24 protein-coding genes are annotated in these 23,874 nt (G+C 73.5%); 15 read left to right on the forward strand and 9 right to left on the reverse strand.

What is annotated here, in order from left to right:
- Nucleotides 1–18: 18 nt before the first annotated feature.
- A complete protein-coding gene (locus tag LX15_RS10580) occupies nucleotides 19–873 on the forward strand; it encodes a shikimate dehydrogenase (protein WP_253669341.1) in 855 nt (284 codons plus the stop codon).
- Nucleotides 874–1,146: 273 nt separating this feature from the next.
- Here the strand turns inward: LX15_RS10580 and LX15_RS10585 are convergent, their stop codons facing one another.
- From LX15_RS10585 to LX15_RS10595, 3 genes are read right to left on the reverse strand one after another with little or no spacing between them, the layout of a single operon-like run.
- Nucleotides 1,147–1,416 carry an HPr family phosphocarrier protein gene (locus tag LX15_RS10585; protein ID WP_253669342.1) on the reverse strand — a complete coding sequence of 90 codons (270 nt, stop codon included), beginning with the start codon at nucleotides 1,414–1,416 and terminating at the stop codon, nucleotides 1,147–1,149.
- Between the two features lie 35 nt (nucleotides 1,417–1,451).
- Nucleotides 1,452–2,735 carry a PTS transporter subunit EIIC gene (locus LX15_RS10590; RefSeq protein WP_253669343.1) on the reverse strand — a complete coding sequence of 428 codons (1,284 nt, stop codon included), beginning with the start codon at nucleotides 2,733–2,735 and terminating at the stop codon, nucleotides 1,452–1,454.
- On the reverse strand, nucleotides 2,732–3,484 hold the full coding sequence (locus LX15_RS10595) for a GntR family transcriptional regulator (RefSeq protein WP_253669416.1): 753 nt from the start codon (nucleotides 3,482–3,484) through the stop codon (nucleotides 2,732–2,734). The genes LX15_RS10590 and LX15_RS10595 overlap by 4 nt, the downstream gene beginning before the upstream one ends.
- A gap of 184 nt (nucleotides 3,485–3,668) precedes the next feature.
- On the opposite strand from LX15_RS10595, the gene LX15_RS32385 reads away from it, so the two are divergent.
- The 10 genes from LX15_RS32385 (at nucleotide 3,669) to LX15_RS10645 (ending at nucleotide 12,414) form a co-directional block, all read left to right on the forward strand.
- The gene (locus LX15_RS32385) at nucleotides 3,669–4,055 is read left to right on the forward strand and encodes a PTS sugar transporter subunit IIB (RefSeq protein WP_301304347.1); all 387 of its coding nucleotides are present in this window, start codon (nucleotides 3,669–3,671) and stop codon (nucleotides 4,053–4,055) included.
- Nucleotides 4,052–4,507 carry a PTS sugar transporter subunit IIA gene (locus LX15_RS10605; protein WP_253669345.1) on the forward strand — a complete coding sequence of 152 codons (456 nt, stop codon included), beginning with the start codon at nucleotides 4,052–4,054 and terminating at the stop codon, nucleotides 4,505–4,507. The genes LX15_RS32385 and LX15_RS10605 overlap by 4 nt, the downstream gene beginning before the upstream one ends.
- A gap of 324 nt (nucleotides 4,508–4,831) precedes the next feature.
- On the forward strand, nucleotides 4,832–5,422 hold the full coding sequence (locus LX15_RS10610) for a prepilin peptidase (protein ID WP_253669346.1): 591 nt from the start codon (nucleotides 4,832–4,834) through the stop codon (nucleotides 5,420–5,422).
- A gap of 43 nt (nucleotides 5,423–5,465) precedes the next feature.
- Nucleotides 5,466–6,722 carry a chorismate synthase gene (aroC, locus tag LX15_RS10615; RefSeq protein WP_253669347.1) on the forward strand — a complete coding sequence of 419 codons (1,257 nt, stop codon included), beginning with the start codon at nucleotides 5,466–5,468 and terminating at the stop codon, nucleotides 6,720–6,722.
- A complete protein-coding gene (locus LX15_RS10620; protein ID WP_253669348.1) occupies nucleotides 6,719–7,234 on the forward strand; it encodes a shikimate kinase in 516 nt (171 codons plus the stop codon). Before aroC ends, LX15_RS10620 begins: the two co-directional genes overlap by 4 nt.
- Before the next feature lie 49 nt (nucleotides 7,235–7,283).
- Nucleotides 7,284–8,537 (forward strand): AAA family ATPase, encoded by a 1,254-nt coding sequence (locus LX15_RS10625; RefSeq protein WP_253669349.1) that lies wholly within the window; start codon nucleotides 7,284–7,286, stop codon nucleotides 8,535–8,537.
- Entirely contained in the window at nucleotides 8,528–8,950 is a 423-nt protein-coding gene (locus tag LX15_RS10630) for a DUF4276 family protein (protein WP_253669350.1), read from the forward strand. The genes LX15_RS10625 and LX15_RS10630 overlap by 10 nt, the downstream gene beginning before the upstream one ends.
- Nucleotides 8,951–9,051: 101 nt before the next feature.
- Nucleotides 9,052–10,158 carry a 3-dehydroquinate synthase gene (gene aroB, locus LX15_RS10635; protein ID WP_253669351.1) on the forward strand — a complete coding sequence of 369 codons (1,107 nt, stop codon included), beginning with the start codon at nucleotides 9,052–9,054 and terminating at the stop codon, nucleotides 10,156–10,158.
- A 67-nt stretch (nucleotides 10,159–10,225) separates the two neighbouring features.
- Complete coding sequence (gene aroQ / locus LX15_RS10640) at nucleotides 10,226–10,660, forward strand: type II 3-dehydroquinate dehydratase (RefSeq protein WP_253669352.1); 435 nt, start codon at nucleotides 10,226–10,228, stop codon at nucleotides 10,658–10,660.
- A gap of 218 nt (nucleotides 10,661–10,878) precedes the next feature.
- Nucleotides 10,879–12,414 (forward strand): glycoside hydrolase family protein, encoded by a 1,536-nt coding sequence (locus tag LX15_RS10645; protein ID WP_253669353.1) that lies wholly within the window; start codon nucleotides 10,879–10,881, stop codon nucleotides 12,412–12,414.
- Nucleotides 12,415–12,528: 114 nt separating this feature from the next.
- Here the strand turns inward: LX15_RS10645 and LX15_RS10650 are convergent, their stop codons facing one another.
- The 3 genes from LX15_RS10650 to LX15_RS10660 all read right to left on the reverse strand — a co-directional run bounded on the left by LX15_RS10650 (nucleotide 12,529) and on the right by LX15_RS10660 (nucleotide 16,884).
- On the reverse strand, nucleotides 12,529–13,437 hold the full coding sequence (locus LX15_RS10650; RefSeq protein ID WP_253669354.1) for an ABC transporter permease: 909 nt from the start codon (nucleotides 13,435–13,437) through the stop codon (nucleotides 12,529–12,531).
- The gene (locus tag LX15_RS10655; protein WP_253669355.1) at nucleotides 13,434–16,331 is read right to left on the reverse strand and encodes an alpha/beta fold hydrolase; all 2,898 of its coding nucleotides are present in this window, start codon (nucleotides 16,329–16,331) and stop codon (nucleotides 13,434–13,436) included. The genes LX15_RS10650 and LX15_RS10655 overlap by 4 nt, the downstream gene beginning before the upstream one ends.
- A 142-nt stretch (nucleotides 16,332–16,473) precedes the next feature.
- On the reverse strand, nucleotides 16,474–16,884 hold the full coding sequence (locus LX15_RS10660; protein ID WP_253669356.1) for a putative quinol monooxygenase: 411 nt from the start codon (nucleotides 16,882–16,884) through the stop codon (nucleotides 16,474–16,476).
- Between the two features lie 372 nt (nucleotides 16,885–17,256).
- Here LX15_RS10660 and LX15_RS10665 point away from each other — a divergent pair, with 372 nt between their 5' ends.
- From LX15_RS10665 to LX15_RS10680, 4 genes are all read left to right on the forward strand, one after another.
- Nucleotides 17,257–18,246 (forward strand): TerC family protein, encoded by a 990-nt coding sequence (locus tag LX15_RS10665; RefSeq protein WP_253669357.1) that lies wholly within the window; start codon nucleotides 17,257–17,259, stop codon nucleotides 18,244–18,246.
- Nucleotides 18,247–18,381: 135 nt separating this feature from the next.
- Nucleotides 18,382–20,349, forward strand: a complete 1,968-nt coding sequence (locus LX15_RS10670; protein WP_253669358.1) for a S9 family peptidase — start codon at nucleotides 18,382–18,384, stop codon at nucleotides 20,347–20,349.
- 79 nt (nucleotides 20,350–20,428) lie between these two features.
- A complete protein-coding gene (locus LX15_RS10675; protein ID WP_253669359.1) occupies nucleotides 20,429–20,947 on the forward strand; it encodes an Imm1 family immunity protein in 519 nt (172 codons plus the stop codon).
- 16 nt (nucleotides 20,948–20,963) lie between these two features.
- Nucleotides 20,964–21,521: a GNAT family N-acetyltransferase gene (locus LX15_RS10680; protein ID WP_253669360.1), complete on the forward strand. Its 558-nt coding sequence runs from the start codon at nucleotides 20,964–20,966 to the stop codon at nucleotides 21,519–21,521.
- Nucleotides 21,522–21,538: 17 nt separating this feature from the next.
- On the opposite strand, the gene LX15_RS10685 is transcribed toward LX15_RS10680, so the two are convergent.
- The 3 genes from LX15_RS10685 to LX15_RS10695 all read right to left on the reverse strand — a co-directional run bounded on the left by LX15_RS10685 (nucleotide 21,539) and on the right by LX15_RS10695 (nucleotide 23,519).
- The gene (locus LX15_RS10685; protein ID WP_253669361.1) at nucleotides 21,539–22,195 is read right to left on the reverse strand and encodes an RES family NAD+ phosphorylase; all 657 of its coding nucleotides are present in this window, start codon (nucleotides 22,193–22,195) and stop codon (nucleotides 21,539–21,541) included.
- Between the two features lie 50 nt (nucleotides 22,196–22,245).
- Complete coding sequence (locus LX15_RS10690; protein ID WP_253669362.1) at nucleotides 22,246–22,830, reverse strand: MerR family transcriptional regulator; 585 nt, start codon at nucleotides 22,828–22,830, stop codon at nucleotides 22,246–22,248.
- 131 nt (nucleotides 22,831–22,961) lie between these two features.
- Complete coding sequence (locus LX15_RS10695) at nucleotides 22,962–23,519, reverse strand: HdeD family acid-resistance protein (RefSeq protein ID WP_253669363.1); 558 nt, start codon at nucleotides 23,517–23,519, stop codon at nucleotides 22,962–22,964.
- Nucleotides 23,520–23,874: the final 355 nt, after the last annotated feature.

The following is a 23,874-nucleotide window of genomic DNA, read 5'->3' on the forward strand; positions in this document are numbered from 1 at the left end:
CTCCCTAGGCTGGTGGGCGTGACATCTCGGAGGGCGGCGGTCGTCGGGTCGCCGATCGAGCACTCGCTGTCCCCGGTCCTGCACCGCGCCGCCTACGCGGCCCTCGGCCTCGACGGCTGGACCTACGACCGCGTCGAGTGCGACGACACCCGGCTGCCAGCGCTGCTCGCCTCGCTCGGCCCGGAGTGGGCCGGGCTCTCCGTGACCATGCCGGGCAAGCGCGTCGCCCTGGCCGTCGCCGACGAGACGACCGAGCGCGCGGACGTCGTGGGCGCCGCGAACACCCTGGTCCGGCTGCCGGGCGGCGGCTGGCGCGCGGACTGCACGGACGTCGACGGCGTGGTGGGCGCGCTCAGGGCCGCAGGCGGGTACCGGCGCGGAGCCGGTGGTTCGGCGGTGGTTCTCGGCGCCGGCGGGACGGCGTTGGCCGCGTTGGCCGGGCTGGTGGAGTTGGGCGTGACCGAGGCGCGGTTGGTGGTGCGGGAGCCGGCGAGGGCGGGCGACGCGGCGCGCTGCGCGGAGCGCCTCGGGCTCCACCTGGAGACGCTGCGCTGGGCCGAGGTGGACCTCGGCGCGTTGGCGGCCGGGGCCGACGTCGCGATCAGCACCGTGCCGGCCGGGGTCGCGGACGCCGAGGCGGAGCGGCTGGCCGAGGCGCCCTGCGTGTTGGACGTGGTCTACCACCCGTGGCCGACGCCGTTGGCCAGCGCGGTGGCCGCCCGAGGGGGACGCCTGGCCACCGGGCTGGACATGTTGCTGCACCAGGCTTTCGGGCAGGTCGAACAGTTCACCGGGCGGAGCGCCCCCAAGGCCGCCATGCGGGACGCGTTGCGCTCCGCCACCGGCGACGTGCTGCCGCTTCCCCTCGACTGAGCGCGCGGCGGCGACCACTCGGAGGACCACCAGGACGTGTCCTCGAAGTTGGTGTGGCCGATCTGTTTGCTCCCGGGGCGTGGTGCGCAGGCACGAATTGACCGACGAGCAGTGGCAGGCGTGAGGACAGACCCCAGGAGGCGAGCGTCGCGCCTACTGCCGCAGGGACCGGCTCGAAGACCGGAAAGTGAAGGGTCCCACCGTCCGGTCGGGGGCTCGGACGGTGGGACCCCGTGCCCGGCGCGGGGCCGGGCCTCACTGTGGTTCTCGCGCTCAGCTCTCGTCGAGGTCGGTCGCGATGAGCGCGGCGACCGCGTCCAGCGCGGTCTCGGCGCCCTCGCCCTCGGCGGCGAGCACGACCTCGTCGCCGTGCATGGCGCCCAGCGTCATCAGCCCCAGGACGCTGGCGGCCTCCACCGGCTGGCCGCCCTCCTTGCGGATGGTGACCTTCGCCGGCTGCTCGGCGGCGGTCCTGGCGAGCACGGCGGCGGGCCGGGCGTGCAGGCCGACCTTGCTGGCGACGACGACCCGTCGTTCCGGCATGCTGATCCCTCTCTCCTTCGGTCGGGTGGCGACGCTCAGGCCCTGGTGGCCCGGGTCGTGCGGGTGGTCTCGCCGGTGGTCTCCACGTCGGTGGCGGCGTCCTCGTCCTCGCGGCCCGGCGTGCGCAGGTTCCACTTCTTGATCACGAACCGGAACACGACGTAGTAGATGACCGCGTAACCGAGGCCGACCGGGATGACCAGCCACGCGTTCGTGGAGATGCCCCAGTTCAGCACGTAGTCGATCGCGCCGGCGGAGAACGTGAATCCGGTGTGGACGTCCAGCGCGTTCATCAGCGCGTGCGAGGTGCCGGTCAGGAAGGCGTGGATGAAGTACAGCGGCCACGCCACGAACATGAACGAGAACTCCAGCGGCTCGGTCACGCCGGTGAGGAACGAGGTCAGGGCGGCGGAGAGCATGATGCCGCCGACGACCTTGCGCTGCTTCGGCCTGGCGCACTGCCAGATGGCGAGCGCCGCCGCGGGCAGGGCGAACATGAAGATCGGGAAGAAGCCGCTCTGGAAGGCGCCGGCGTCCGGGTCGTGGGCCTTGATGAACCGGTTGATGTCGCCCTTCTCGCCGCCGAACTCGCCGAAGACGAACCAGACGAAGGTGTTGATGATGTGGTGCAGGCCGAACGGCAGCAGCAGGCGGTTGATCACGCCGTAGGCGGCGCCGCCGATCACCGCGCTGCCGGTGATCGCCTCACCGATCCCGGTGATGCCCGCGTCGAACAGCGGGAACAGCAGGCCGAGCACGACACCGAGCACGACCATGGCCGCCGCGGTGATGATCGGCACGAACCGCCGGCCGCCGAAGAAGGCCAGGTACGGCGGCAGCTTCACCCGGTGGTACTTCTGCCACAACTGGGCGGAGACCAGACCGGCGATCAGGCCGGTCAGCACGCCGTAGGGCCACTTCTGCGGCATGACGCCCACGGCGTCGGCGATCGCGGTGGCGTCGGGCTTGCCGGGCACCGGCTGCGGGTCGAACGTCATGACCACCCGGCTCAGCACCAGGTAGCCGACGACGGCGGCCAGCGCGGTGGAGCCGTCGGACTTGCGGGCGAAGCCGATCGCGACGCCCACCGCGAACAGCAGCGGCAGGTAGTCGAACAGGACGCCGCCGGCGCCGCCGATGATCTCGGCGACCTTGAGCGTCCTCAGCACCTCGAAGCGGCCGAGCAGGTCGTCCTGGCCGAGGCGGAGCAGCAGACCGGCCGCGGGCAACGCGGCGATCGGCAGCATCAGGCTGCGGCCCAGCCGTTGGAGGACGGCCAGGCCCTTGATGTCGCGTGCTCCCGCGGGATTGGCGCTCATCGGGAACCTCCCTGGGCGGGGTGGGGACCGGAACCCGGGACGTTCCGGTCGAGCTGCATGGTCACCTGGTATAGATCGCCCCGGTACCAGGACGTCATGTCCTCGACGGGCTCCCCGTGGGCGCTGGCCACCCGCCGGAAGGCGAGCAGCGGGCTGCCGGGGCGGACGTCGAGCGAGCGCGCGGTCGCGGGGTCGGCGGTCTCGGCCCAGACGGTCTGCCGGCCGCTGTCGAGCACCACGCCGTACTCCTGCGCGAGCAGCCCGTACAGCGAGCCGGTCAGGTCGTGGCGGAGGAGGCCGGGCAGCAGGCGGGGGCCGTACCAGCCCCGTTCCACCGAGATCGGGGTGCCGTCGGCGGTGCGCAGCCGCTCCAGCCAGTAGGCGGGCTCGCCGGGGGAGAGCGCCAGCGCGTGGGCGGTCGCCGGCGGCGGGACCCGCTCCTCGGCGGCGAGCACGACCGTGCCCGGCTCCATGCCCCGCTGCCGCATATCCTCCGTGAACGACTCCAGGTAGAGCTGGGCCTCGACGCGGGGGCGGGCGGTGAACGTGCCCCTGCCCCTGGCCCTGGTCAGCAGCCCGTCGGCCACCAGTTGGCCGATCGCCTCGCGGACGGTCAGGCGGGAGACTCCGTAGCGGGCGGCCAGCTCGCGCTCGGACGGCACGGGGGAGCCGGGCGGCAGCTCGTGCTCGGCGAGCCGGCGCAGGATCTCGCGGAGCTGCGCGTGCTTGGGCGTGGGGCCGTCCAGCAGACGGGGAGTGGTGGCCGGGTGGTCGGAGTCGGGGGACCCCGTTCCCGGGCGTGCCTCGTCGGGCACGGCGCACCTCCCTGTGCTGGCCTGCGTGGATGTCGGCGTGGTCGACCGGGGCGCCGGACGTGTCCCGCCCCCGTGGTCACCGGCCGTCCGCCATTGGTACGGTCCGGTCTAAACCAGTTTGCGCCCGGCAGGATGCGCTTCCACCCGAACGGGTGTCAACTGCGGGCCGACGGACGTTGGCCGAGCCGTAACCTGCGGGCGCTCGACCCGACACCCGGCGCGACCAGCCGGAGCACGGCCGCTCCGGCGAACGGACTTCCAGGAGGACCAGGTGGCAGACAAGGCGGCGGCGATCCTCGCCGGTCTCGGCGGATCGGACAACATCGAGGAGATCGAGGCCTGCATCACCCGGCTGCGGTGCGAGGTGAAGGACGCGGCGCTGGTGGACCAGGCGGCGCTGAAGGCCGCCGGCGCCCACGGCGTGATGCAGCAGGGCACCGTGGTGCAGGTCGTGGTGGGCCCGGAGGCCGACACCCTGGCCGAGGACATCGAGGACCTGCGGTGACCCTGCGTGTCCTGAGCCCGGTCGCGGGCACGGTGGTGCCGCTGACCGAGGTGCCCGACCCGGTGTTCGCGCAGGCGATGGTCGGCCCGGGGATCGCGGTCGACCCCGACCGCGCGGCGGGCGACGCGGTCGCCCCGGTCGACGGCACGGTCGTGACGCTGCACCCGCACGCGTTCGTCGTGGCCACCGAGGGCGGCGCGGCGGTGCTCGTGCACCTGGGGATCGACACCGTCCAGCTCAAGGGCGAGGGCTTCACCCTGCACGTCGTCAAGGGCGAGGCCGTCCGCGCCGGCCAGCGGATGATCAGTTGGGACCCCTCGGCCATCGAGGCCGGCGGCAAGTCCCCGGTCTGCCCGGTGATCGCGCTGGACGCGCCGGCCGAGGCGCTGGTCGACGTGCGGGCGAACGGCCCGGTCGCGGCCGGCGAGCCGCTCTTCACCTGGCAGCGCTGAGCCGCCTCGGGAGGCGATGACGCGAAGGGGACGTCCGGTGGGGCGTCCCCTTCGTTCGCTCGCACGCGGCGCCGTCGTCTGAATCGATCCGTGGTGTCGCGAGAACGAGGGTTCGCCCGCCGGTGTGGCACGGGTGGCGACGGATTCGCATGACACGCGGCGACCCGCCCTGACCAGCGCGAATTTGTCGTGGCTCGGCCGCACCCTGTCGGCATGACCGAGACGATGCGCGCAGTTGTTCTGACGGTGGTGGCGGCAGGCGTGGGAGCGCTCCTGGGAGTCGGCGGACGCCTTCTCCTGCGCCGGCTCCGACGCGGTGTCGCCGTGCGACCCCCATGGTGCGAGATCGCCGTCGGCGGGCTCACCGCCGTCGTCGGCGCCCGCGCCACGGCGGGACACCTCACGCCGACATGGGCGCCGGTTCCCGTCGCACTGGGCTGGCTCGCCGTGCTGCTCACCGCGACGGACCTGGCCCGCCGCCGGCTCCCCGACGCCCTGACCCTGCCCGCCTACCCCGGCGTGGCGGCACTCCTCGGCGTCGCGGCCTGGGGCGGGGCCGGCCCCGGCCTCGTCGGGCGGGCATTGGCCGGCGCGGCGGTCTTCGGGTGCGCCCACGCGCTGGTCCACCTCGCGGCGCCCTCGGCCATGGGCGCGGGGGACGTGAAGCTCGCCGGGGTCCTCGGCGCCGTGCTGGCCGCGGTGGACTGGGCCGCCCTGCTCGTCGCGGCGTTCGGGGCGAACCTGCTGACCGCCCTCCTCGGCCTCCTGACGCCGGCGCGGTGCCGGGACGGACCGGCGTCGTCCCCCGGGGCGCGCGCGGTGCCGCACGGACCCGGGCTCCTCGCCGCCACCTGGTTGGTCGCCGCGTTCCCCGGCGAGGCGGTCTTCGCAGGTGATCGGACGTCCCCGTGGTGACCTCGCGGGCGGTCCCCCGCCCGGGACATGGCAGGATCGGGGGGTGCTGCGCTGGATGACCGCTGGGGAGTCGCACGGGCCGGCGCTGGTCGCCGTGCTGGAGGGCTTGGTGGCCGGGGTCGAGGTGACGAGCGCGGACGTGGCCACGCAGTTGGCCCGCCGCCGGCTCGGCCACGGCCGGGGCGCCCGGATGAAGTTCGAGGCCGACGAGGTGGAGTTCCTCGGCGGCGTGCGGCACGGGCGCACCATGGGCGGCCCGGTGGCGGTGCGCGTGGGCAACAGCGAGTGGCCCCGGTGGGAGAAGGTCATGTCTCCCGACCCGGTCGACCCCGCCGAGATCGCCCACCTGTCCCGCAACGCGCCGCTGACCCGGCCCCGTCCCGGCCACGCCGACCTGCCGGGCATGCAGAAGTACGGCTTCTCCGACGCCCGGCCGGTGCTGGAGCGGGCGAGCGCCAGGGAGACCGCCGCGCGCACCGCGCTCGGCACGGTGGCCAGGGCGTTCCTGCGGCAGGCGCTGGGCGTCGAGGTGCTCAGCCACGTGGTCTCGATCGGCGAGGTCGACGTGCCCGAGGACGCCGTGCTGCCCGGCCCCGGCGACCTGGCCGCGATCGACGAGAACCCGGTGCGCTGCTTCGACCAGCGCGCCAGCGAGGCGATGGTGGCCGAGGTCGACGCCGCGAAGAAGGACGGCGACACCCTCGGCGGCGTGGTCGAGGTGCTGGCCTACGGCCTGCCGCCGGGGCTGGGCTCGCACGTGCACTGGGACCGCCGGCTCGACTCCCGGCTCGCCGGCGCGCTCATGGGCATCCAGGCGATCAAGGGTGTCGAGGTCGGCGACGGGTTCACCACGGCGCGCCGGCGGGGCAGCCGGGCGCACGACGAGATCGAGCCGGCCGGCGGGGTCACCGGCGTGACCCGGCGGTCCAACCGGGCCGGCGGGCTGGAGGGCGGCATCACCAACGGCGAGCCACTGCGCGTGCGCGCCGCGATGAAGCCCATCTCCACCGTGCCCCGCGCGCTGTCCACTGTGGACGTCGCAACCGGGGGCCCGGCGGTGGCGATCAGCCAGCGCTCCGACGCGTGTGCCGTGCCGGCGGCCGGGGTGGTGGCCGAGGCCATGGTCGCCCTGGTGCTGGCGGACGCGGTGCTGGAGAAGTTTGGCGGCGACTCGATCGCCGAGACCCGGCGCAACGCCGAGTCCTACCTCGCGGAGCTGCGCGCGGCGGCCGAGCGCCGAGCCCAGTCCACTGTGGACCAGGAGGCCGGGTCGGCGGCCCAGGGGGAGGACCGGCGATGAGTCCGGTGGTCGTCCTGGTCGGCCCGCCGGGGTCGGGCAAGACCACCATCGGCGAGTTGCTGGCCGAGCGGCTGGGCGTCGCCTTCCGCGACACCGACGCCGACGTCGAGGCGACGGCCGGCCGGAGCGTGTCGGAGATCTTCACCGAGGACGGCGAGCCGGTGTTCCGGGCCATGGAGGAGCGGGCCGTGGCCGCCGCCCTGGCGGAGCACGACGGCGTGCTGGCCCTCGGCGGCGGCGCGGTGCTGTCGGCCGAGACCAGGCGGCGGCTCGCCGGGCACCCCGTCGTCTTCCTCAACGTGGGCCTGGCCGAGGGCGTGCGCCGCACCGGCCTGTCCACCGCCCGGCCGTTGCTGGCCGGGGTGAACCCGAGGGCGACGTTCCGGACGTTGCTGGAGGCCCGCCTCCCGCTTTACCGCGAGGTGGCCTCGGTGGAGGTCACCACCGACGAGCGGTCGCCCGACGAGGTGGCCGACTCGGTGCTGGCCGGCCTGTCGGGGTGCGGCGGCTGACGCGGTGATGCGATGAACCCGAATCGTCCGTGACAGGAGCGGGGACACAGTGACGACCGGCGACAGCGGGAGCTTCCGGGATCTTCCCCTCCGAACGCGGTCACGCCCGCCGCGGATTATCACCCTGAGGGTGAGGAGGTACCGGGCGCTCCGGGACATCCAGCTCGAGAAGCTTTCTGGCATGACGGTCCTCATCGGGCCGAACGGGAGTGGGAAGTCGACCCTCTTCGACGTGTTCGCCTTCCTGGACGCCTGCTTCTCCAAAGGGGTCTGGGCCGCCTGCGAGGAACGAGGCGGCCTCGGTGACATCAGGTCCAGGGGAACCCACGGTCCCGTGGCGGTGGAGCTGGAGTACCGCGAGTGGCCTCCCGACTTCGGCCCCCAGGGGCGGTTGCTCCACTATCAGTTGGAGGTCGACGAGCGGGATGGGCGTCCCGTCGTCTCGCGGGAGACGCTGCGCTGGAAGGGGAACCCAGGACCGGGCCGGAGCAGGTCCATCCTGAACTTCGAGAACGGCCAGGGCGAGGTCTTCGACGAGGGGAGTGGAAGCCGCCGCGAGGAGGCGTTGGCTGAGCCGGACATGCTCGCGGTGAACACTCTGGGACAACTCAAGGGGCACCCGAGGATCGAGGCGCTGCGACGGTTCATCTCGGGCTGGTATCTCTCGTACTTCTCGTCCGAGGAGGCCCGGGGGGTGCCCCGGTCCGGCCCCCAGGAGCGGTTGACGCGCACGGCCGACAACCTGGGAAACGTTCTTCAGTACCTGAAGCAGCGGGACCCGTCGCGGCTGCGGTCCGTGCTCGGGGCGCTGCGCGACACCGTCCCTGGACTGGAACGAGCCGATTACGAGACCACTGTTGACGGGCGTCTTGTCGTCCTTTTCAAGGACAAGCCGTTCCAGCAGCCGGTGCTCTCGAAGTTCGCCTCGGACGGCACGGTGAAGATGCTCGCCTATCTCGTGTTGCTGTCCGACCCCACTCCGCCGCCGTTCATCGGGATCGAGGAGCCCGAGAACCAGCTCTACCACTCTCTGCTTCCCGGACTCGCCGACCTCTGTCGGCAGGCAGCGGATCGCTCTCAGGTGTTGGTCACGACGCATTCGCACGAGTTCGTCAACGCTTGTCAGCCCAACGAGGTGATCGCGTTGTACCGGGAGTCCGACGGTTTCACCCGAGCGGTTCCGGCTGCTCATAACCCGTCGGTTCGCGCCATGCTGGAAAGTGGGGGGAAGCTCGGACACCTCTGGCAGGAGGGTTATTTCGACGTACCGCGTCCGATCACGCCGGGTGAGACGTGCGGGTGATCGTGCTCATCGACCGCGACGGCGACGACTGCGCACAACTGAAGGAGCGGTTGGAGAAGGAAGCGCGGTCGGCCAGGTTGGTGACGAGGGCCACCTCTCCGACGGAATGGGTGGTCGCCACACGCATCGCCGCGCGGGAGCTCGAAAACTGGTACTTCGGTGACTGGACGGCGGTCAGGCGGTCTTTCTCGCAGGTCGCGGAGCGTCCGCCCGCGTCCTACCGAAACAACCCGGATTGTGCCGCGAAGAAGACGTCCGAGGCCTTCGTGGGTGTCCTGAGGGATGCCGGCATCAGGCTGGAGTCGAAGCCGACGTGGGCGAAGAGGATCGCACCGCACCTGGAACCTGAGCGGAACACGTCTCCCAGTTTCCGCGCCTTCTGGAAGGCGGTCGAGGAGCTGGCGGACCCATGAGCCCGCGGTCGGGCGCTTCGCCGCGTGGACCTGTCCCTCCACGGGCGGGGGTCATCTGGTGGGATGGGGAGCGGTCCGGCGGGGAGAGTGAAGGGATCGTGATGTCCGAACCGGTGCGCATCAGGGTGGCCGCCGAGCGGCCCTACGACGTGGTGGTCGGGCGCGGTCTGCTCGGCGAGCTGGTCGAGACGCTGAAGGGCGTCGCGACCGCCGCCATCGTGCACCAGCCCACGTTGGCCGCCACGGCGGAGACGGTGCGCGAGGAGCTGGCCAACGCGGGGGTGGACGCCCACCGCGTGGAGATCCCGGACGCCGAGGACGGCAAGAGCCTGGCCGTGGCCGGCTTCTGCTGGGAGGTGCTCGGCCGGATCGGCATGGACCGCGGCGGCGTGGTGATCTCGCTGGGCGGCGGGGCCGTGACCGACCTCGCCGGGTTCGTGGCCGGCACCTGGATGCGCGGCGTGCGCGTGGTGCACGTGCCGACCACGTTGCTGGCGATGGTCGACGCCGCCGTCGGCGGCAAGGCCGGGATCAACACCGACGCCGGGAAGAACCTGGTCGGCGTGTTCCACGAGCCCACGGCGGTGCTGGTGGACCTGGCGACCCTGGAGTCGCTGCCGCGCAACGAGCTGGTCGCCGGCATGGCCGAGGTGGTCAAGGCCGGGTTCATCGCCGACCCGCGCATCCTGGAGCTGGTCGAGGAGGACCCGGAGCGGGCGACCGACCCGACGGGGGAGGTCCTCGGCGAGCTGGTCCGCCGCGCCATCCAGGTCAAGGCCGACGTCGTCTCCGCGGACCTGCGCGAGTCGCACCTGCGTGAGGTGCTCAACTACGGCCACACGCTGGCGCACGCGATCGAGCGGCGTGAGCGGTACCGGTGGCGGCACGGCGCGGCGGTGAGCGTCGGCCTGGTGTTCGCCGCCGAGCTGGCCAGGGCGGCCGGCCGGCTGGACGACGAGACCGCCGACCGGCACCGCGCGGTGCTGTCCGCGCTCGGGCTGCCGACCACCTACGACGCCGACGCGCTGCCCCAGCTCATGGAGGGCATGCGGGCCGACAAGAAGAACCGCTCCGGGGTGCTGCGGTTCGTCGTGCTCGACGGCCTGGCCAAGCCGGGGCGTCTGGAGGGGCCGGACCCGACGTTGATCGCCGCGGCCTACTCGGCCGTCGCCGGGGGCGGCTCGGGCGGTGGGACGATCCTGCTCTGAGCCGCCGGGGCCGGCGGCGCGAGGGACCGAGGCGGACCGAGGCGGACCGAGGCGAGGGAGTGCTGCGGTGAGGGTGCTGGTGCTCAACGGGCCGAACCTGGGTCGGCTCGGCACGCGGGAGCCGGAGATCTACGGCCGCACGACGCACGCCGACCTGGTGGTGCTCTGCGAGCGGACCGCGGCCGAGCTGGGCGTGGAGGTCGAGGTCCGGCAGACCGACCACGAGGGCGAGATGCTGGCCTGGCTGCACGAGGCCGCGGACCGGCGGCTTCCCGTGGTCCTCAACGCGGCCGCGTGGACGCACTACTCGGTCGCCGTCCGCGACGCCTGCGCCATGCTCACCGCCCCGCTGGTCGAGGTGCACATCTCGAACGTCCACCAGCGCGAGGAGTTCCGGCACCACAGCCTGATCTCGGCCGTGGCCTCCGGGGTGATCGTCGGTCTCGGCGTCACCGGGTACGCCCTCGCGCTCCGCTGGCTCGCGGAGACCGTCAGCGAGTGACCACGCACGAGTGACACCCCGCTCGGTGATTCCGAGCGGGGTCACCGGCCGCTGCGCCCGTTCCCGGTGACGGCCGGTAGGCAGGCGTGACGAAGTACCGGGCCAACTCCCCCACTCGGGTGATCAGGGGTCCCTAGACTGACGGGACCCGGGCGGCATCGGCTCCCGGGTCCCGGCACGGGCCGGGACACCCGAGCTGACGGAGGATCAGGAACACGATGCGCAAGCCGCGCCGAGCCCCGCGTGCCGCTGGTCCGCTGCTTGGCGTCGTGCTGCTCGCCGCGTGCGGCAACGCCGACGGCTCGCCGCAGCAGGAGCCCCCGCCCGCGCCGTCGGCGTCGGGCCAGCCCAGCGCCTCCAAGAAGCAGGACCGGCCGGCGTCGGCGGTGGCGTTGCAGGTCGACCGGGCGCGCCAGAGCCAGGGCGTGGTCGCCTCGGGCGGCCCGAGCGCGCCGTACAACTACGGCCCCACGGTCCTCCAGGAGGGCGGGCGGTACCGGGTGTGGTGGTGCAGCCAGCTCCCCGGCGCGGGACCGGCCGGCGACGACGTGCTCCACGCCGAGTCCACCAGCATCGACGGCCCGTTCGCCGCCGCCGGTGGCGCGCCCGCCGTGCCGGTGTTCAGCGGCAGCGGCTCGGGTTTCGACGGGATGCACACCTGCGACCCGTCGGTGATCAAGGTCGACGGGACCTACTACCTCTACTACACGGGCGCGGCCAGCGACGACCACGCGCACGGCAACGCCATCGGCGTGGCGAGCAGCCCGGACGGCCTCACGTGGACCCGCATGGCCAACGGCCAGCCGATCGTCACGCCGGCCGGCGACACCGTCCGGAAGAACGCCTACGGCGCGGGGCAGCCCTCGGCGCTGTACCTCGACGGCTGGTTCTACCTGATGTTCACCGACACCAGCGCGAAGGGCGCTGGCTGGAACGGCGCCGGCCAGTTCGTGCTCCGCGCCAAGGACCCGGCGTTCCAGACCGGGGTGCAGGCGCTGGGGCAGTCCGGCTTCACCGCCGTCACCTCGGAGAAGGCCCCGCGCGCCCGCTCGATCGTCGACGCGTTCAGCGCGGACTGGATGTGGGTCGACGCCCTCGACGCCTTCGCGATCGCCCACCAGACCGAGCAGGGCACCACGATCACCTTCTGGGACAGGGACTTCACCAGGAACCCGTACCAGCCGCTGGTGGTCAAGGGGCCGTGGCGGGAGGGGCCCGGCCTGGTGCGCCGGGCCGACGGGCACGCGCCCGTGTCGCGGGAGGACCCGTGCGGCCGGGTCCCGATCGACGTCCTGCGTGCCACCCGCACGGTCTCGGTGCCGCAGGAGGTGCCGACCGACCTGGCCCACTTCGGGCTGGAGGTGCACGGGGTGAACGCCTGCCGCGACCGGGGACGGGCGGCCGAGGTGCTGGAGGGCTTCGCGGTGCCGTCCCCCGAACGCACGGTGGACCTGGTGGTCGGCGGCGGTTTCGTGCGGGTGGAGCGGCGCAGCGTGGCCTCCGCCCTGGCCGTCCGCGTCCTCGACCACCGCCCGGCGATCCTGGAGGAGCTGCCGGTGACCGCCAGGATGTCGGCCGGTGTCCCCGCGGTCCGCGCGCCGGGCCGCCCGCTGGGCATGCTGCTCGACGACGGGCGGCTGTGGCTGGTGGGTTCGGAGCAGGTGGCGGCCCTGAACTCCTCGCCGGTCAGCGAGGTGAGCGAGGAGCGGTGGCGGCAGTACCCCAGCGCCCCGAACCTCGCCGCCCTGCGCTGACGCCCTCGACACGGACGGTCGGCGCCGCTCGCGGCCCGCGGCCAACGCGCCCCGGGCCAACGTGTCGCGGCGGCCCCTGGCACGCGACGCGCGGTGCCAGGGGCCGCGACGCCGTCAGCTCGTGATGTCCTTGGTGGCGAACCGCCGGCCAGCCAGCAGCAGGAAGACCGCGGAGTAGGCCACGGCCGAGAACGCGCCGCGCGCCATGTCGGTCCACTCGACCTCCGAGGTCAACACGTCGGACCAGGCGAACGAGTAGTGCGTCGGCAGGTAGACCCGCAGGTCGCCGAGCGCGGTGATCGAGTCGAGGATCTGCGACAGGATCGACGCCAGCACCGCGCCACCGACCGCGCCCAGCGGCGCGTCGGTCGACACGCTGAGCAGCAGCGCGAGCCCGGCCACCCAGCTCAGGTGCACGGCGAGGTAGACCACCGCGACCGCGAGCCGCAGCACGGCGACGCCGAAGGGCAGGGCCTCGCCGGTCGGGGTGACCAGCTCGCCGGTGCCGTACCAGAGCACGCCCGCGCCGAGCGAGACCAGCGGCAGCAGCACCAGCGCGAGCAGCGACAGCACACCCGAGACGACGGCCTTCTGCCGGAGCAGCCGATGTCGGGGCACCGGGATCGCCAGCAGGTACTTCAGGCTCGACCACGACGCCTCGCTGGCGACCGTGTCCCCGAAGAACAACGCCACCACGACGACGAACAGGAAGCTGGCCGAGGCGAACAACGCGAACGACACGAAGTTCGCCCCGCTGGCGGTCGCCAGGTCGACCAGACCTCCCGAGCGGCGGTTCCGCTCGTCCGACCCCAGCTCGAAGGCCAGCAACAACAGCAACGGCAGCGCCGCGAGCAGCCCCAGCGTGACCTGCGTGCGCCGCCGCCGGAGCTGGCGGACCAGCTCCACCCGCAGCGGCAGCGTGTGCCGCGCCCGGTAGCCCTCGGCCGAGCCGTCCGGGTTGGGGCCGGCCCCGCCGGGCTCCGGCAGCTCGGGCACGACGTGGCCGGTGTGACCCTCGCTCATTCCACCGCCTCCTCTCCGACGAGCTGGAGGAACGCGTCCTCCAGCCGGCGGCGCGGTCCCACCTGGTCGACGGCGACACCGGCCGCGACCAGCGCGGCCACCGCCGCGGACCGCGGCAGCACCCCGAGGTCGGCGTGCACGACCTGGCCGTCGGGGGTCACCGCGCCCACCCCGGGCAGCCCGCGCAGCGCGTCGGCGGCCAGCTCCACGTCGTCGACGCGGAACGCGACCTCCCCGCCGTCCACGATCTCGCCCACCTCGCCCACGGCGACCAGCCGGCCGTGGTGCATGACGACGACGTGGGTGCACGTCTGCTCCACCTCGGCGAGCAGGTGGCTGGACACCACGACGGTGCGCCCGGTGGCCGCGTAGCGCCGCAGCACCTCGCGCATGTGGTGGATCTGGGGCGGGTCCAGCCCGTTGGTCGGCTCGTCGAGCACCAGCAGGTCCGGCAGGCCGAGCATGGCCTGGGCGATCGCCAGGCGTTGCCGCATGCCCTGGCTGTACGTGCCGACCCTGCGGTGCACGGCCTTCCCGAGCCCGGCGATCTCCAGCGCCTCCTCAGCGTGGGCCTGCTCGGCGGGCCGTCCGGTGGCCGCCCAGTGCAGCCGGAGGTTGTCCAGGCCGGACAGGTGCGGCAGGAAACCCGTGCGCTCGACGAACGCGCCGATCCGGGACAGCACGGGCACGCCGGGCAGGACCCGGTGGCCGAACACCCTGATCTCGCCGGTGCTCGGGCGGACCAGGCCCATCAGCATGCGCAGCGTGGTGGTCTTCCCGGCGCCGTTGGGACCGAGCAGGCCCAGCACCTGTCCCCGCTCCACCCGGAACGACAGCCCGTCCACGGCCTTCAGGCCGCCCCGGTAGGACTTGCTGAGGTCCCTGATCACCAGGGGGACGTCGGCCAGCTCCTCGTGGACGTCGTCGAGGTGCCGGCGGCGGACCGCGACGCCCAGCGCGACCAGCGCCACGACCGCCAGCACGATCCCGACGCCCAGCAGCGGCAGGGCGGGCGTCCCGCCGGTGGCGGCCCGCCGGCCCGGCACCGTCGGCACGGAGAGCTGCCCGTCGCCGGCCAGCTCGATCCGGTGGACGGCGGGCGCGGTGGGGCCGGCGTAGCCCTGGTCGGTGGTGGTGACCGCGAGCTGCAACCGGTGGCCGGCCTCCACCGGCCGCACCACGCCGGGCAGCGTCACCGAGACCTCGACCGGCGTGCCGTCCGCCGGCAGACCGCCGACGCGCACCGGGGCGACGGCGTTACCGGGCAGGGTGCGCCGACCGTCCGGCCCCACGTCGTAGAGCTTGACGAACAGCACCGCCTCGCCCGTCGCGGGCTGTCCGGGCACCGAGGAGACCCGCAGCCGCACGCGGGAGGACCCCGTCACGAGCACCTGCGCGTCGACCGGCTCGCTGGTGAACACCGCGGTCTGGCCCGGCACGTCGGCGGCCAGGCCCCCGGCCAGGGCGGCGGCCCCCGAGCCGGCCCCGGACAGTCGGGAGCCGAGCCCCGGCAACGAGCTGAGCGAGGCGGGATTGCCGCCAGGCGGGTTGAGCACGACCTGCGCGGGGCCGCGCAGCGCGACCGGTCGCCGCTCCACGCCCTGGTCGTCCGGCCCGTCCAGGCCGGGGTAGCGGTCGGCCACGGCGACCCGGACCGTGGGGCCGCCGCTGCGGAACGCGCCCTGCACCGCGTACTCGAAGCCGGTCCCCGGATCGGGGCCGGTGTGTTTGAGGTGGAACGCGAACCAGTCCGCGATCTGGCCGCGCACGCTCGGACCCGGGTTGCCGCCGTCGTGGCCGCCGCTGTACCAGACGGTCTTCACCGTGCCGCCGCCCGCGGCGATCTGGCGGGCGGTGGCGTCGGACTGGTCGAGTCCGAACAGGGTGTCCTGCTCGCCCTGCACCAGCAGGGTGGGCGCCTTGATCCGTTCCGTCACGCTGGCGGGGGAGGAGCGCCGCAGCAGCTCGACGGTGGCGGCGCTGGCCCTGCCGGTTGTGGTGACCTCCACGTACGCCTGGCAGACCTCGGGGCGGAAGCGGCCGCAGGTCGCCGGCCCCTGCTGGGGCACGGGTTGGCCGGTCCTGGGGGCCTCGCCCCTGTCCGGCCGGCTTCCCTGGTCCAACTGGCCGCCCTGCGTCGGGCTGGGCGTCGGGGCCGCGCCCGGCTCGGGCGCCTGGCCCTTCGGCGTCGCGCCGCCGCCGGGACCCAGGCCGGCCGCGAAGAACAGCCCGGCCCAGTTCCGCTTGAACACGCCGTCGGCGGAGAAGGCGCCGGCGGCCGGCGTCCTCGGGGTGATCTTGCCCGTGGTGCCGGCGTTGGGCAGCAGCGCCTGGCCGAGGTCGTTGTAGGTGATCACGGGGGCGATGGCGTCGACCCGCGGGTCGACCCCGGCCAGCAGCAGGGCGAGCGCGCCGCCGTAGGAGCCGCCGGTCACGCCCACGCGCGGGTCGCCGGGGGCGTCCGTGGTGACCTCGGGCTGCCGGGAGAGCCAGTCCAGGAGCTGCTGGGCGTCGGCCACCTCGTAGTCGGGGGAGTTCAGCGCGATCTGGCCGGTGGACCGGCCGAAGCCGCGCGCCGAGTAGGCGAGGGCGACGAACCCGCGCTCGGCCAGCTCCCTGGCGTCCGCGGCCACCGCGTCCTTGTCGCCGCCGAAGCCGTGCGCGACGAGCACGGCCGGCGCCGGGGTGCGCTGGGGGAGGTGGAGGGTGGCGTCGAGCTGGACCGGCTGGTCCCTGCCGGGGCCGTCGGCCACGTCGATCCGCACGTCCCTGGTGCGGACCGGGGGTGGTCCGTCGTCGGCGCGGGTCCACACCACGGCGCCGGCGACGCCGGCCAGCACGACGACGACCGCGAGCAGGGCGAGCGTCCGGCGGCTGCGGGGGGAGGGGGCCACACGATCGACGGTAGGCGACCACGCCCCGTCGTGGGGCACCAGCCCGCCGGACCGGGCCGACCTGCGACTCCCCGTCCCGGGTCGTCGCCGAGGGTGGCGACGCGCACGCGGACTGCCCGGGTCGGGCTACCGCGCCGGCGGCTCAGTTGTCGGCGAAGGTCGTGGCGGCGGTGGTGACGTTGGCGGCGGCCGGTTGGTCGGCGGCGCCAGCCTCCTCGGCCCTGTCAGCGCTGGCGGGGCCGTCGGGGGAGACGGGGACGGTCTCGCAGTGGAGCTGGACGCCCTGGTCGACGAACGGCGGCTCGGCGAAGAACTCGCTGACCGCCTCCCGCCACCGCACGAAGCCGTCCGAGCCCTGGAACACGGCGCTGGGGTCGTCGACGGAGTCCCACTCGCCGATCACCAGGAACCGACGGGGGTCGCTGGAGCTGCGGACCAGGCGCAGGGTGCGACAGCCGACCGCGAGCACGTGCTGCGAGGCGTCGCGGTAGGCGGCGAGGAAGGCCTCCTCCGCCCCCTTGCGGATCAGCAGCTCCACCACGGTCACGACCACCTGGTGATGGTCGCACGACCCGTGTGGCGCTGTCCGCCCCCGATTAGGCCAAAAGTGTGATCTATCTTCCGGTGAGTGAGGAAAATGTGCTGAAATGGCTACCCACTGTGTCTGAATCGCGCAGGTTGGGGGCGCCGCATCCGGCGCGCCTGCCGCCAACCGGGTGCGTTCCGTGTTCAAGACCGTGTGAATGGTCACCCCCGCTGGTGTGCGGGGACGTGGGTCAGTGACAATCTTGGCCAGCGTGGAGGGGAGTATTCCTTCGCGGCGGCATCGTCATCACGGACCTCCGGGTCCCGGTGCCGTCGACCGGCTGGCCGTCGGTGGAAGAGACCTCCGGTCACTGGCGCATGCCCTGTACCGGAGGTGGACATGAACGTGCCCGTGTGGGTCTGGTTCGCGAGCATCGCGGGCCTGCTGGTCCTGCTCGCGGTCGACCTGGTGATCGTCGATCGGAAGCCGCACGAGGTCACCGTCGGCGAGGCCGCCCGCTGGGTCGTCTTCTACATCGCGTGCGCCGTGTTGTTCGGTGTCGGGATCTGGGCGTTCGCCGGGGGCTCCTACGCCGGCGAGTTCTTCGCCGGGTGGATCACCGAGTATTCACTGAGCGTCGACAACCTGTTCGTCTTCGTCATCATCATGGCGAAGTTCGCGGTGCCGCCGATCCACCAGCACCGCGTGCTGCTGGTCGGCATCCTGCTCGCGTTGATCATGCGGAGCATCTTCATCGCGGCGGGCGCCGCGGTCATCGCCCAGTTCAGTTGGGTCTTCTACCTGTTCGGCGCCTTCCTCATCTACACCGCGTGGAAGCTGGCCACCTCCGACGACGAGGGCGACGAGGAGTTCAAGGAGAACCCGGTCCTGCGGGTGCTGCGCCGGGTGCTGCCGGTGACCGACACCTACCACGACGGGCGCTCGTTCGTCCGGATCGAGGGTCGCCGCTGGGTCACCCCGATGTTCGTGGTGATGGTCGCGATCGGCACCACGGACCTGCTGTTCGCGCTCGACTCGATCCCGGCGATCTTCGGCCTCACCAAGGAGCCGTTCCTGGTCTTCACGGCGAACGCGTTCGCCCTGATGGGCCTGCGCCAGCTCTACTTCCTCATCGGCGGGTTGCTGAACCGGCTGGTCTACCTGTCGATCGGCCTGTCGGTGATCCTCGGCTTCATCGGCGTGAAGCTGATCCTGGAGGCGCTGCACACCAACTCGCTGCCGTTCCTCAACGGCGGTCAGCCGCTGCCGGTGCCGACGGTGAGCATCACCGTGTCGCTGACGGTGATCGTCGTGGTGCTCACGATCACGACGGTCGCGAGCCTGCTCAAGGTCCGCCGCGACCCGAGCGCGGTCAAGAAGGTGGGCTGAGCGCGCGTTCCTCGTCGGGCCCCCGTCGGCCCCCGCGAAGCCGGGGCGGTCGACGGGGGCCCGGTCGTGGTGGGCCGCGCGGAGTCGGCCCGAGGGGTCGTGAGCCTTGCTAACGATCGGGTAGCGTCGCCGTCCATGCGACCCGAGGACCTCACCCTGATCCCCACGATCGGCCGGCCGGCCCTGCGCGGCGACCTCCTCCTCGTCGACGTCGCCTGGCCCGACCTCGCCGCCGACGAGCAGCGCGGCGCGGTCTGGCGGGTGCCCCTCGACCGGGCCGAGGGCGGCCCCGGGGACCCCGAGGAGTGGACCAGGGGCGAGCGCGACAGCGCGCCCCGCGTCTCGCCGGACGGCCGCTGGGTGGCCTTCCTCCGCAAGGGGGCGAAGGGGCGGCCCCAGCTTCACGTCATCCCGACCGGCGGTGGCGAGGCCCGCCGCCTCACCGACCTGCCGCTGGGCGTCGGCTCGCCGGTGTGGGCCCCGGACTCCCGCCGGATCGCCTTCGTCGCCAGGGTCCCCGAGCCCGGCCGGTACGGCACCGAGGAGGGCGTGGGGCCGGAGGCGGAGGCGCCCCGGCGCATCACCCGGCTCACCTACCGCCTGGACGACGTCGGCTTCCTGCTCGACCGGCCGACGCAGCTCTTCGTGGTCGACGCCGCCGCCGAGGACCCCGCGCCCCGCCAGCTCACCACCGTCCCGACCAGCGTCTCCGGCCCGGCGTGGACGCCCGACGGGCTACACCTGGTCGTCGAGACCGAGCGGGACGGCGAACGGCCCGAGGACAGCCTGCACAGCGACCTCCTCGCCGTGCCGGCCGACGGCGGCGACGCGACGACGCTGGTCCGCACCCACGGCCGGGCGGAGCACCCGGTCGTGACCGAGGACGGCGTCCTGCTCTACCTCGGCTCCGAGTTCGAGGGGATCCACGCCGTCGCCAGGAACACCGGCCTGTGGGCGGTGCCGCTGCGCCTGGGCGAGGAGTGCGTGGCCGAGGCCGCGCCGCGTCGGCTCACCGACGTGGAGACGGTCGACTGCGAGCAACTGGCCGGTCCGCCCGTGCCCATGGGTGACGGCGTGGTCGTGGCCGTGCGCGACCGGGGAGCGGTGGAGCTGCGCCGGGTGCCGCTGGACGCCGAGGGCGCGACCCTGGCGGACCTGCCGGTGCTCGTGGGCGAGCGGGCCGCGGTGCGGGCGTTCGAGGTCGACGGCGACCGGATCGCGGCCGTGGTGTCCACGCCGGAGACCCCTGGCGAGGTGGTCCTCGTCGAGGCCGGTGGCGCCGCCAGGACCCTCACGAACTGGAGCGCGCCGCTGCGGGCCGCCGGCGTGCGCCCGGCCCGCGAGATCACCGCGACCGCGCCGGACGGCTACCCGGTGCACGGGTGGCTGGTGGCGCCGGAGGGCGAGGGGCCGCACCCGGTCCTGCTGTGCGTGCACGGCGGCCCGTTCCAGTACCACGGCTGGGGTTTCTTCGACGAGGCCCAGGTCTACGCGGCGGCCGGCTACGCGGTCGTGCTGCCCAACCCCCGGGGGTCGGCCGGCTACGGCCAGGAGCACGGACGCGCCGTGATCGGCGGGTTCGGCACGGTCGACGTCGACGACGTCCTGGCCCTGCTCAACGCCGCGCTGGAGCGCCCGGAGTGCGACGCGGAGCGGGTCGGCGTGATGGGCGGCTCGTACGGGGGCCTGCTCACCACCTGGCTGGCCGCCCACCACGGCCACCGGTTCCGCGCCGCGTGGAGCGAGCGGGCCGTCAACGCCTGGGACTCCTTCCGGGGCTCCTCCGACATCGGCTGGTGGTTCGCGGACGCCTACTGCGGCCCCGACCCCGAGGCGCAGCGCGCGATGAGCCCGTTGACGCACGCCCACCGCATCCGCATCCCGTTCGCGGTCGTGCACTCGGAGGCGGACTGGCGGTGCCCGGTGGAGCAGGCGCAGCGGCTGTTCGTCGCGCTCCGGCTCAACGGGGTGGCGGCCGAGATGGTCCTCTTCCCCGGAGAGGGGCACGAATTGACCCGGTCGGGTCGGCCCCGGCACCGCAGGCAGCGGTTCGACCTGGTCCTGGAGTGGTGGGAACGGCACCTGCTCGGCCGGCAGAAGTAGCCCTGATCGGGTGAAGCGGGAACGGTTGAGTACGGGTTGGCGACCAGATACCTACCTCGGACGGAGCAATCTGCCGGCCGTGACCTACACGATCGAGGCGTTCTACGCCAACCCGCGGGGCGTGAGCCCGGTCCTGCTGTCCACACCCGACGAGCTCGACCAGCTCGTCGACGACCTGTTCTCGGGCGTCCCCGCCGGCCATCCCGGCGGGGACGTCGCTCGTCGGGCCGACCACGACGCGTTGCTCTACCTCGCCGGCGGCGGGATGGGCATGCCCGACCACGAACTCCGGGTGGTGGTCGACCGGTCCGGGCGCGTGGGCGCCCTGTCCTTCGTCGCCGACGCCACCGACGTCGGCGGGACGTGGTTCAGCCGCTCGACCCTGCGCCTGGTCGAGCCGCCCACGCTCTACGCCGACTGCGGCAGCCTGCTCCGCTTCCCGACGAACTCGATCCTGGCCCTGCCCGACGTCCGGGAGGCGCTGCACGAGTTCCAGCGCACGGGCGCGCGGCCGACCTGCGTCGACTGGCAGCCCGCCGCCGGCTACCTCGTGGCCGCCGCCAGGGACGCCCTCACCTGGCTGCCGACGACAGCCTGACGGATTCCGCCTCCTCGTGACGACCTCGTCCGGCACCATGACCGGCATGGAGTGGCGGACCCGGCGCGCGGTGGCGGAGGACGTCCCGGAGATCGCCTCGATCAACGTGGCGGCCTGGCGGTCCGCCTATCGCGGGATCGTGCCCCAGGCCGTGCTCGACGGGATGTCCGAGCAGCGCCGCGCCGCGGGATGGAGCGGGTTCCTCCGCGAACCGGAGCCCACGGCGTTGTTCGTGGCGGTGCGCGCGGACGGGCGGATCGGCGCCTACTGCTCGGTCGGCGCCGTCCGCCTCGACGCCGACGCCCACCGGGATCTCCCCACCGGTGAGCTTTTCGCGATCTACGCCGCACCTGACCTGCGTGGCACCGGAGCCGGGCACGCGGTGCACGAGCACGCGCGGGAACACCTGGCGGCGTCGGGGTTCCGCCACGCCGTGCTGTGGGTCCTCGTCGACAACGCGCCCTCCCGCCGCTTCTACGAGGCCCACGGCTGGCGGTGCGACGACGTGGTCCAGAACCTGCGGATGGCCGGTGAGGACGTCGTGGAGGTCCGGTACTCGCGATCACTCGGCTGAGCGGGGAGGGCGAGGGCTCACCCGAGGAGCGTGTAGTTCAGTTCCTCGCAGATCCGGGCCAGCGGGAGGTCGAGGCCGGGGTGTTCCAGCGGGAGTAACACGTCCGGCGTGTCCGGCAGCGCGCTCGCGCCCGGCGGGTCCCACAGGCAGATCGCGGGGTTTCCGGAGTCCATCGAGGACCGGTACCACAGGCCGTCCAGCTCGGGGTAGGCCGCGCGGATCGCCCTGGCCCACGCCTGCGTCCTGTCCTTGGGGCCGCTGGAGATCGCCTGCGACGCGCCGGCCCTGGTCGGCCACAGCCCGGCCAGGTCGAGCAGGCGCAGCGTGCGGCGGGGCCGCAGCACCACGAGGTGGGGCTGCCGGGTTCGTCTGTCCACAGTGGACGTCGCCTGGTAGACCTCGGCGACGCTGGTGCGGACCGACAGGCCGAAGTAGAGCACGCCGTGCTCCCTCGTCCCGCTGGGACTGCCGTCCGGCGCGATGGGGTGCGGGTCGAAGCGGGCGTGCGGCAGCGGACCGGAGAACCGGAACGTGTTCCACTGCTGCGGGTGTCGGCCGGCGGCGGTGAAGACCCGCACCAGTCGGGTGGCGCGGTGCACCGCGACCACGTCCTCGGTGCGGCGCAGCAGCGCCTGGAGGACAGCCGGAGGGGGCGGCTGGGGGAGCCGTGCCATGCGCGTCCAGTCGTCTCGTCGTGGGCCGGGAGGGGGGTGGTCAACCCGGGCTAGGCCGGGCTGCCCAGGACGGACGCCAGCCGTGCCACGCGTTGCGGGTCGCCGCCGGCGAGCAGCCACTCCCTGGGGGTGGCCTGCCGGTCGCCGATCGGCAGGTCCTCCTGCGGGGTGGTCATGAACGCGGCCACCACCAGCGGCGGCTGGTCCGGCGGGAAGGCGGGGAGCACCACGTCCAGGCCGGGCAGCACCCTGGCGTCGGCGAACTGCCACGCCGGCAGCCGCCATCCGCCCCGGTCCTTCCAGCCCGTCAGCCGGCCGTCCGCGAGCCGGTGCCGGATCCGGCTCGCGTCGACGCCGAGCTGGGCCGCGACCTCGGTCACGGACAACGCGGTGTCCCGCAGGACGGCCTGGGTGGCCACGGCCCTGGCCCTGGGGTCTGGGTCGCCGTCGACGCGCGGCGAGAGGTCGAGGCCGACCTCCGCCAACGCCTCGCGCTGGTCGGGGGAGAAGTACGCGCCGGGGGTCGGGTGTGGTGGGGCGAGCCTGCGGGCCGCGTCCTCCACCAGTTCGAGGAACTCGGCGGCGGTGGCCTTCAGACCAGCTCTCGCCAACACCGTCTCCAGCGCGACAGTCATGCGCACAGTTTATAGCGGCTGTGCGCATTCGTGCGCTCTTGTGGCCAAATCAACCTGCTGCTTTCACCATACGCGCGCACACCGCTACAATGCGTTGTTCTGTTCGGGTGATTCTGTCGTGCTCGACTCGCTCACATGGCCCCCGTGCTTCCCCGTGTGAGGGCGCGCAACCGGAGGCCGAGCACCACCAGCGCGACACCCCACAGGATCGCGAAGACCCCGATCACCGTGACGAGCGCCAGCGCGCCCGCCCCCGGCTGGACGAACAGCAACACCCCCAACAGGACGGAGAGCGCGCCCGCGATCCCCAGCAGCCACTCGTTGCGGATCACCCGGCGCAGGCGGACCGCCCCGACGATCTGGAGCACCCCGACGACCACCGCCCACGCGGCGATGACGAGCAGCAACGCGAGCGCGGTGATCCCCGGCCAGACCAGGGCCGCCAGCCCCGCCAACAGGCCGAGCACGCCGAGCAGGCCCCACGTCCAGCGGTCGACGCCGGGCACCCCGCGGTCGGTGGCCACCATCGACAGCGCGACCACCCCGTCGACCAGGGCGAAGACGCCCCACAGCAGCACGAGGGCCAGCAGCGTGACGCCCGGCCAGACCAGGGCCAGCACGCCGAAGAGAATCGCGGCGACCCCGCGCACCACCGGCATCCACCACCGGCGCAGCAACAGCTCACCCATGACGGCCTCCTCGCTCCGACCTCCCTGGTCGGATCGCCGGGGGCGTCCGGCCCGAAACCCGCCTCCGGCCGTCCGGCGAGAAATGGGCGCCGCCGGGCGCCGAGGGACGCCCACGATTCGCTTCCACCGCCGATTCGTCACTCGCCGTGTTCGCGCCGGCGCGCGAATCGATCCCTCTCCGTCGATCCGCCGGTCGGCCGCGCCGACCGCGCGCACAACGGACACCGCCCTCGGTATGACAGATCTGTCGATCCCCGGCGTCTTGGTCAACCGCGGACATCGCGAGCGCCCGCGCGCCGAATTGCAAGAGCCCGAACAGACTCTTCTCCCGCCGGGTCCGACATATTCGTGGATC

Origin of the sequence: Streptoalloteichus tenebrarius (assembly GCF_024171885.1) — a bacterium.
Taxonomy (GTDB): Bacteria; Actinomycetota; Actinomycetes; order Mycobacteriales; family Pseudonocardiaceae; genus Streptoalloteichus; species Streptoalloteichus tenebrarius.

What these genes read in the sequence shown, in the direction of transcription:
- LX15_RS10585 (WP_253669342.1), bottom strand. Translation starts at nt 1,416, where the DNA reads ATGCCGGAACGACGGGTCGTCGTCGCCAGCAAGGTCGGCCTGCACGCC.
- LX15_RS10590 (WP_253669343.1), bottom strand. Translation starts at nt 2,735, where the DNA reads ATGAGCGCCAATCCCGCGGGAGCACGCGACATCAAGGGCCTGGCCGTC.
- LX15_RS10620 (WP_253669348.1), top strand. Translation starts at nt 6,719, where the DNA reads ATGAGTCCGGTGGTCGTCCTGGTCGGCCCGCCGGGGTCGGGCAAGACC.
- aroB (WP_253669351.1), top strand. Translation starts at nt 9,052, where the DNA reads ATGTCCGAACCGGTGCGCATCAGGGTGGCCGCCGAGCGGCCCTACGAC.
- LX15_RS10645 (WP_253669353.1), top strand. Translation starts at nt 10,879, where the DNA reads ATGCGCAAGCCGCGCCGAGCCCCGCGTGCCGCTGGTCCGCTGCTTGGC.
- LX15_RS10650 (WP_253669354.1), bottom strand. Translation starts at nt 13,437, where the DNA reads ATGAGCGAGGGTCACACCGGCCACGTCGTGCCCGAGCTGCCGGAGCCC.
- LX15_RS10665 (WP_253669357.1), top strand. Translation starts at nt 17,257, where the DNA reads ATGAACGTGCCCGTGTGGGTCTGGTTCGCGAGCATCGCGGGCCTGCTG.
- LX15_RS10670 (WP_253669358.1), top strand. Translation starts at nt 18,382, where the DNA reads ATGCGACCCGAGGACCTCACCCTGATCCCCACGATCGGCCGGCCGGCC.
- LX15_RS10685 (WP_253669361.1), bottom strand. Translation starts at nt 22,195, where the DNA reads ATGGCACGGCTCCCCCAGCCGCCCCCTCCGGCTGTCCTCCAGGCGCTG.
- LX15_RS10690 (WP_253669362.1), bottom strand. Translation starts at nt 22,830, where the DNA reads ATGACTGTCGCGCTGGAGACGGTGTTGGCGAGAGCTGGTCTGAAGGCC.
- LX15_RS10695 (WP_253669363.1), bottom strand. Translation starts at nt 23,519, where the DNA reads ATGGGTGAGCTGTTGCTGCGCCGGTGGTGGATGCCGGTGGTGCGCGGG.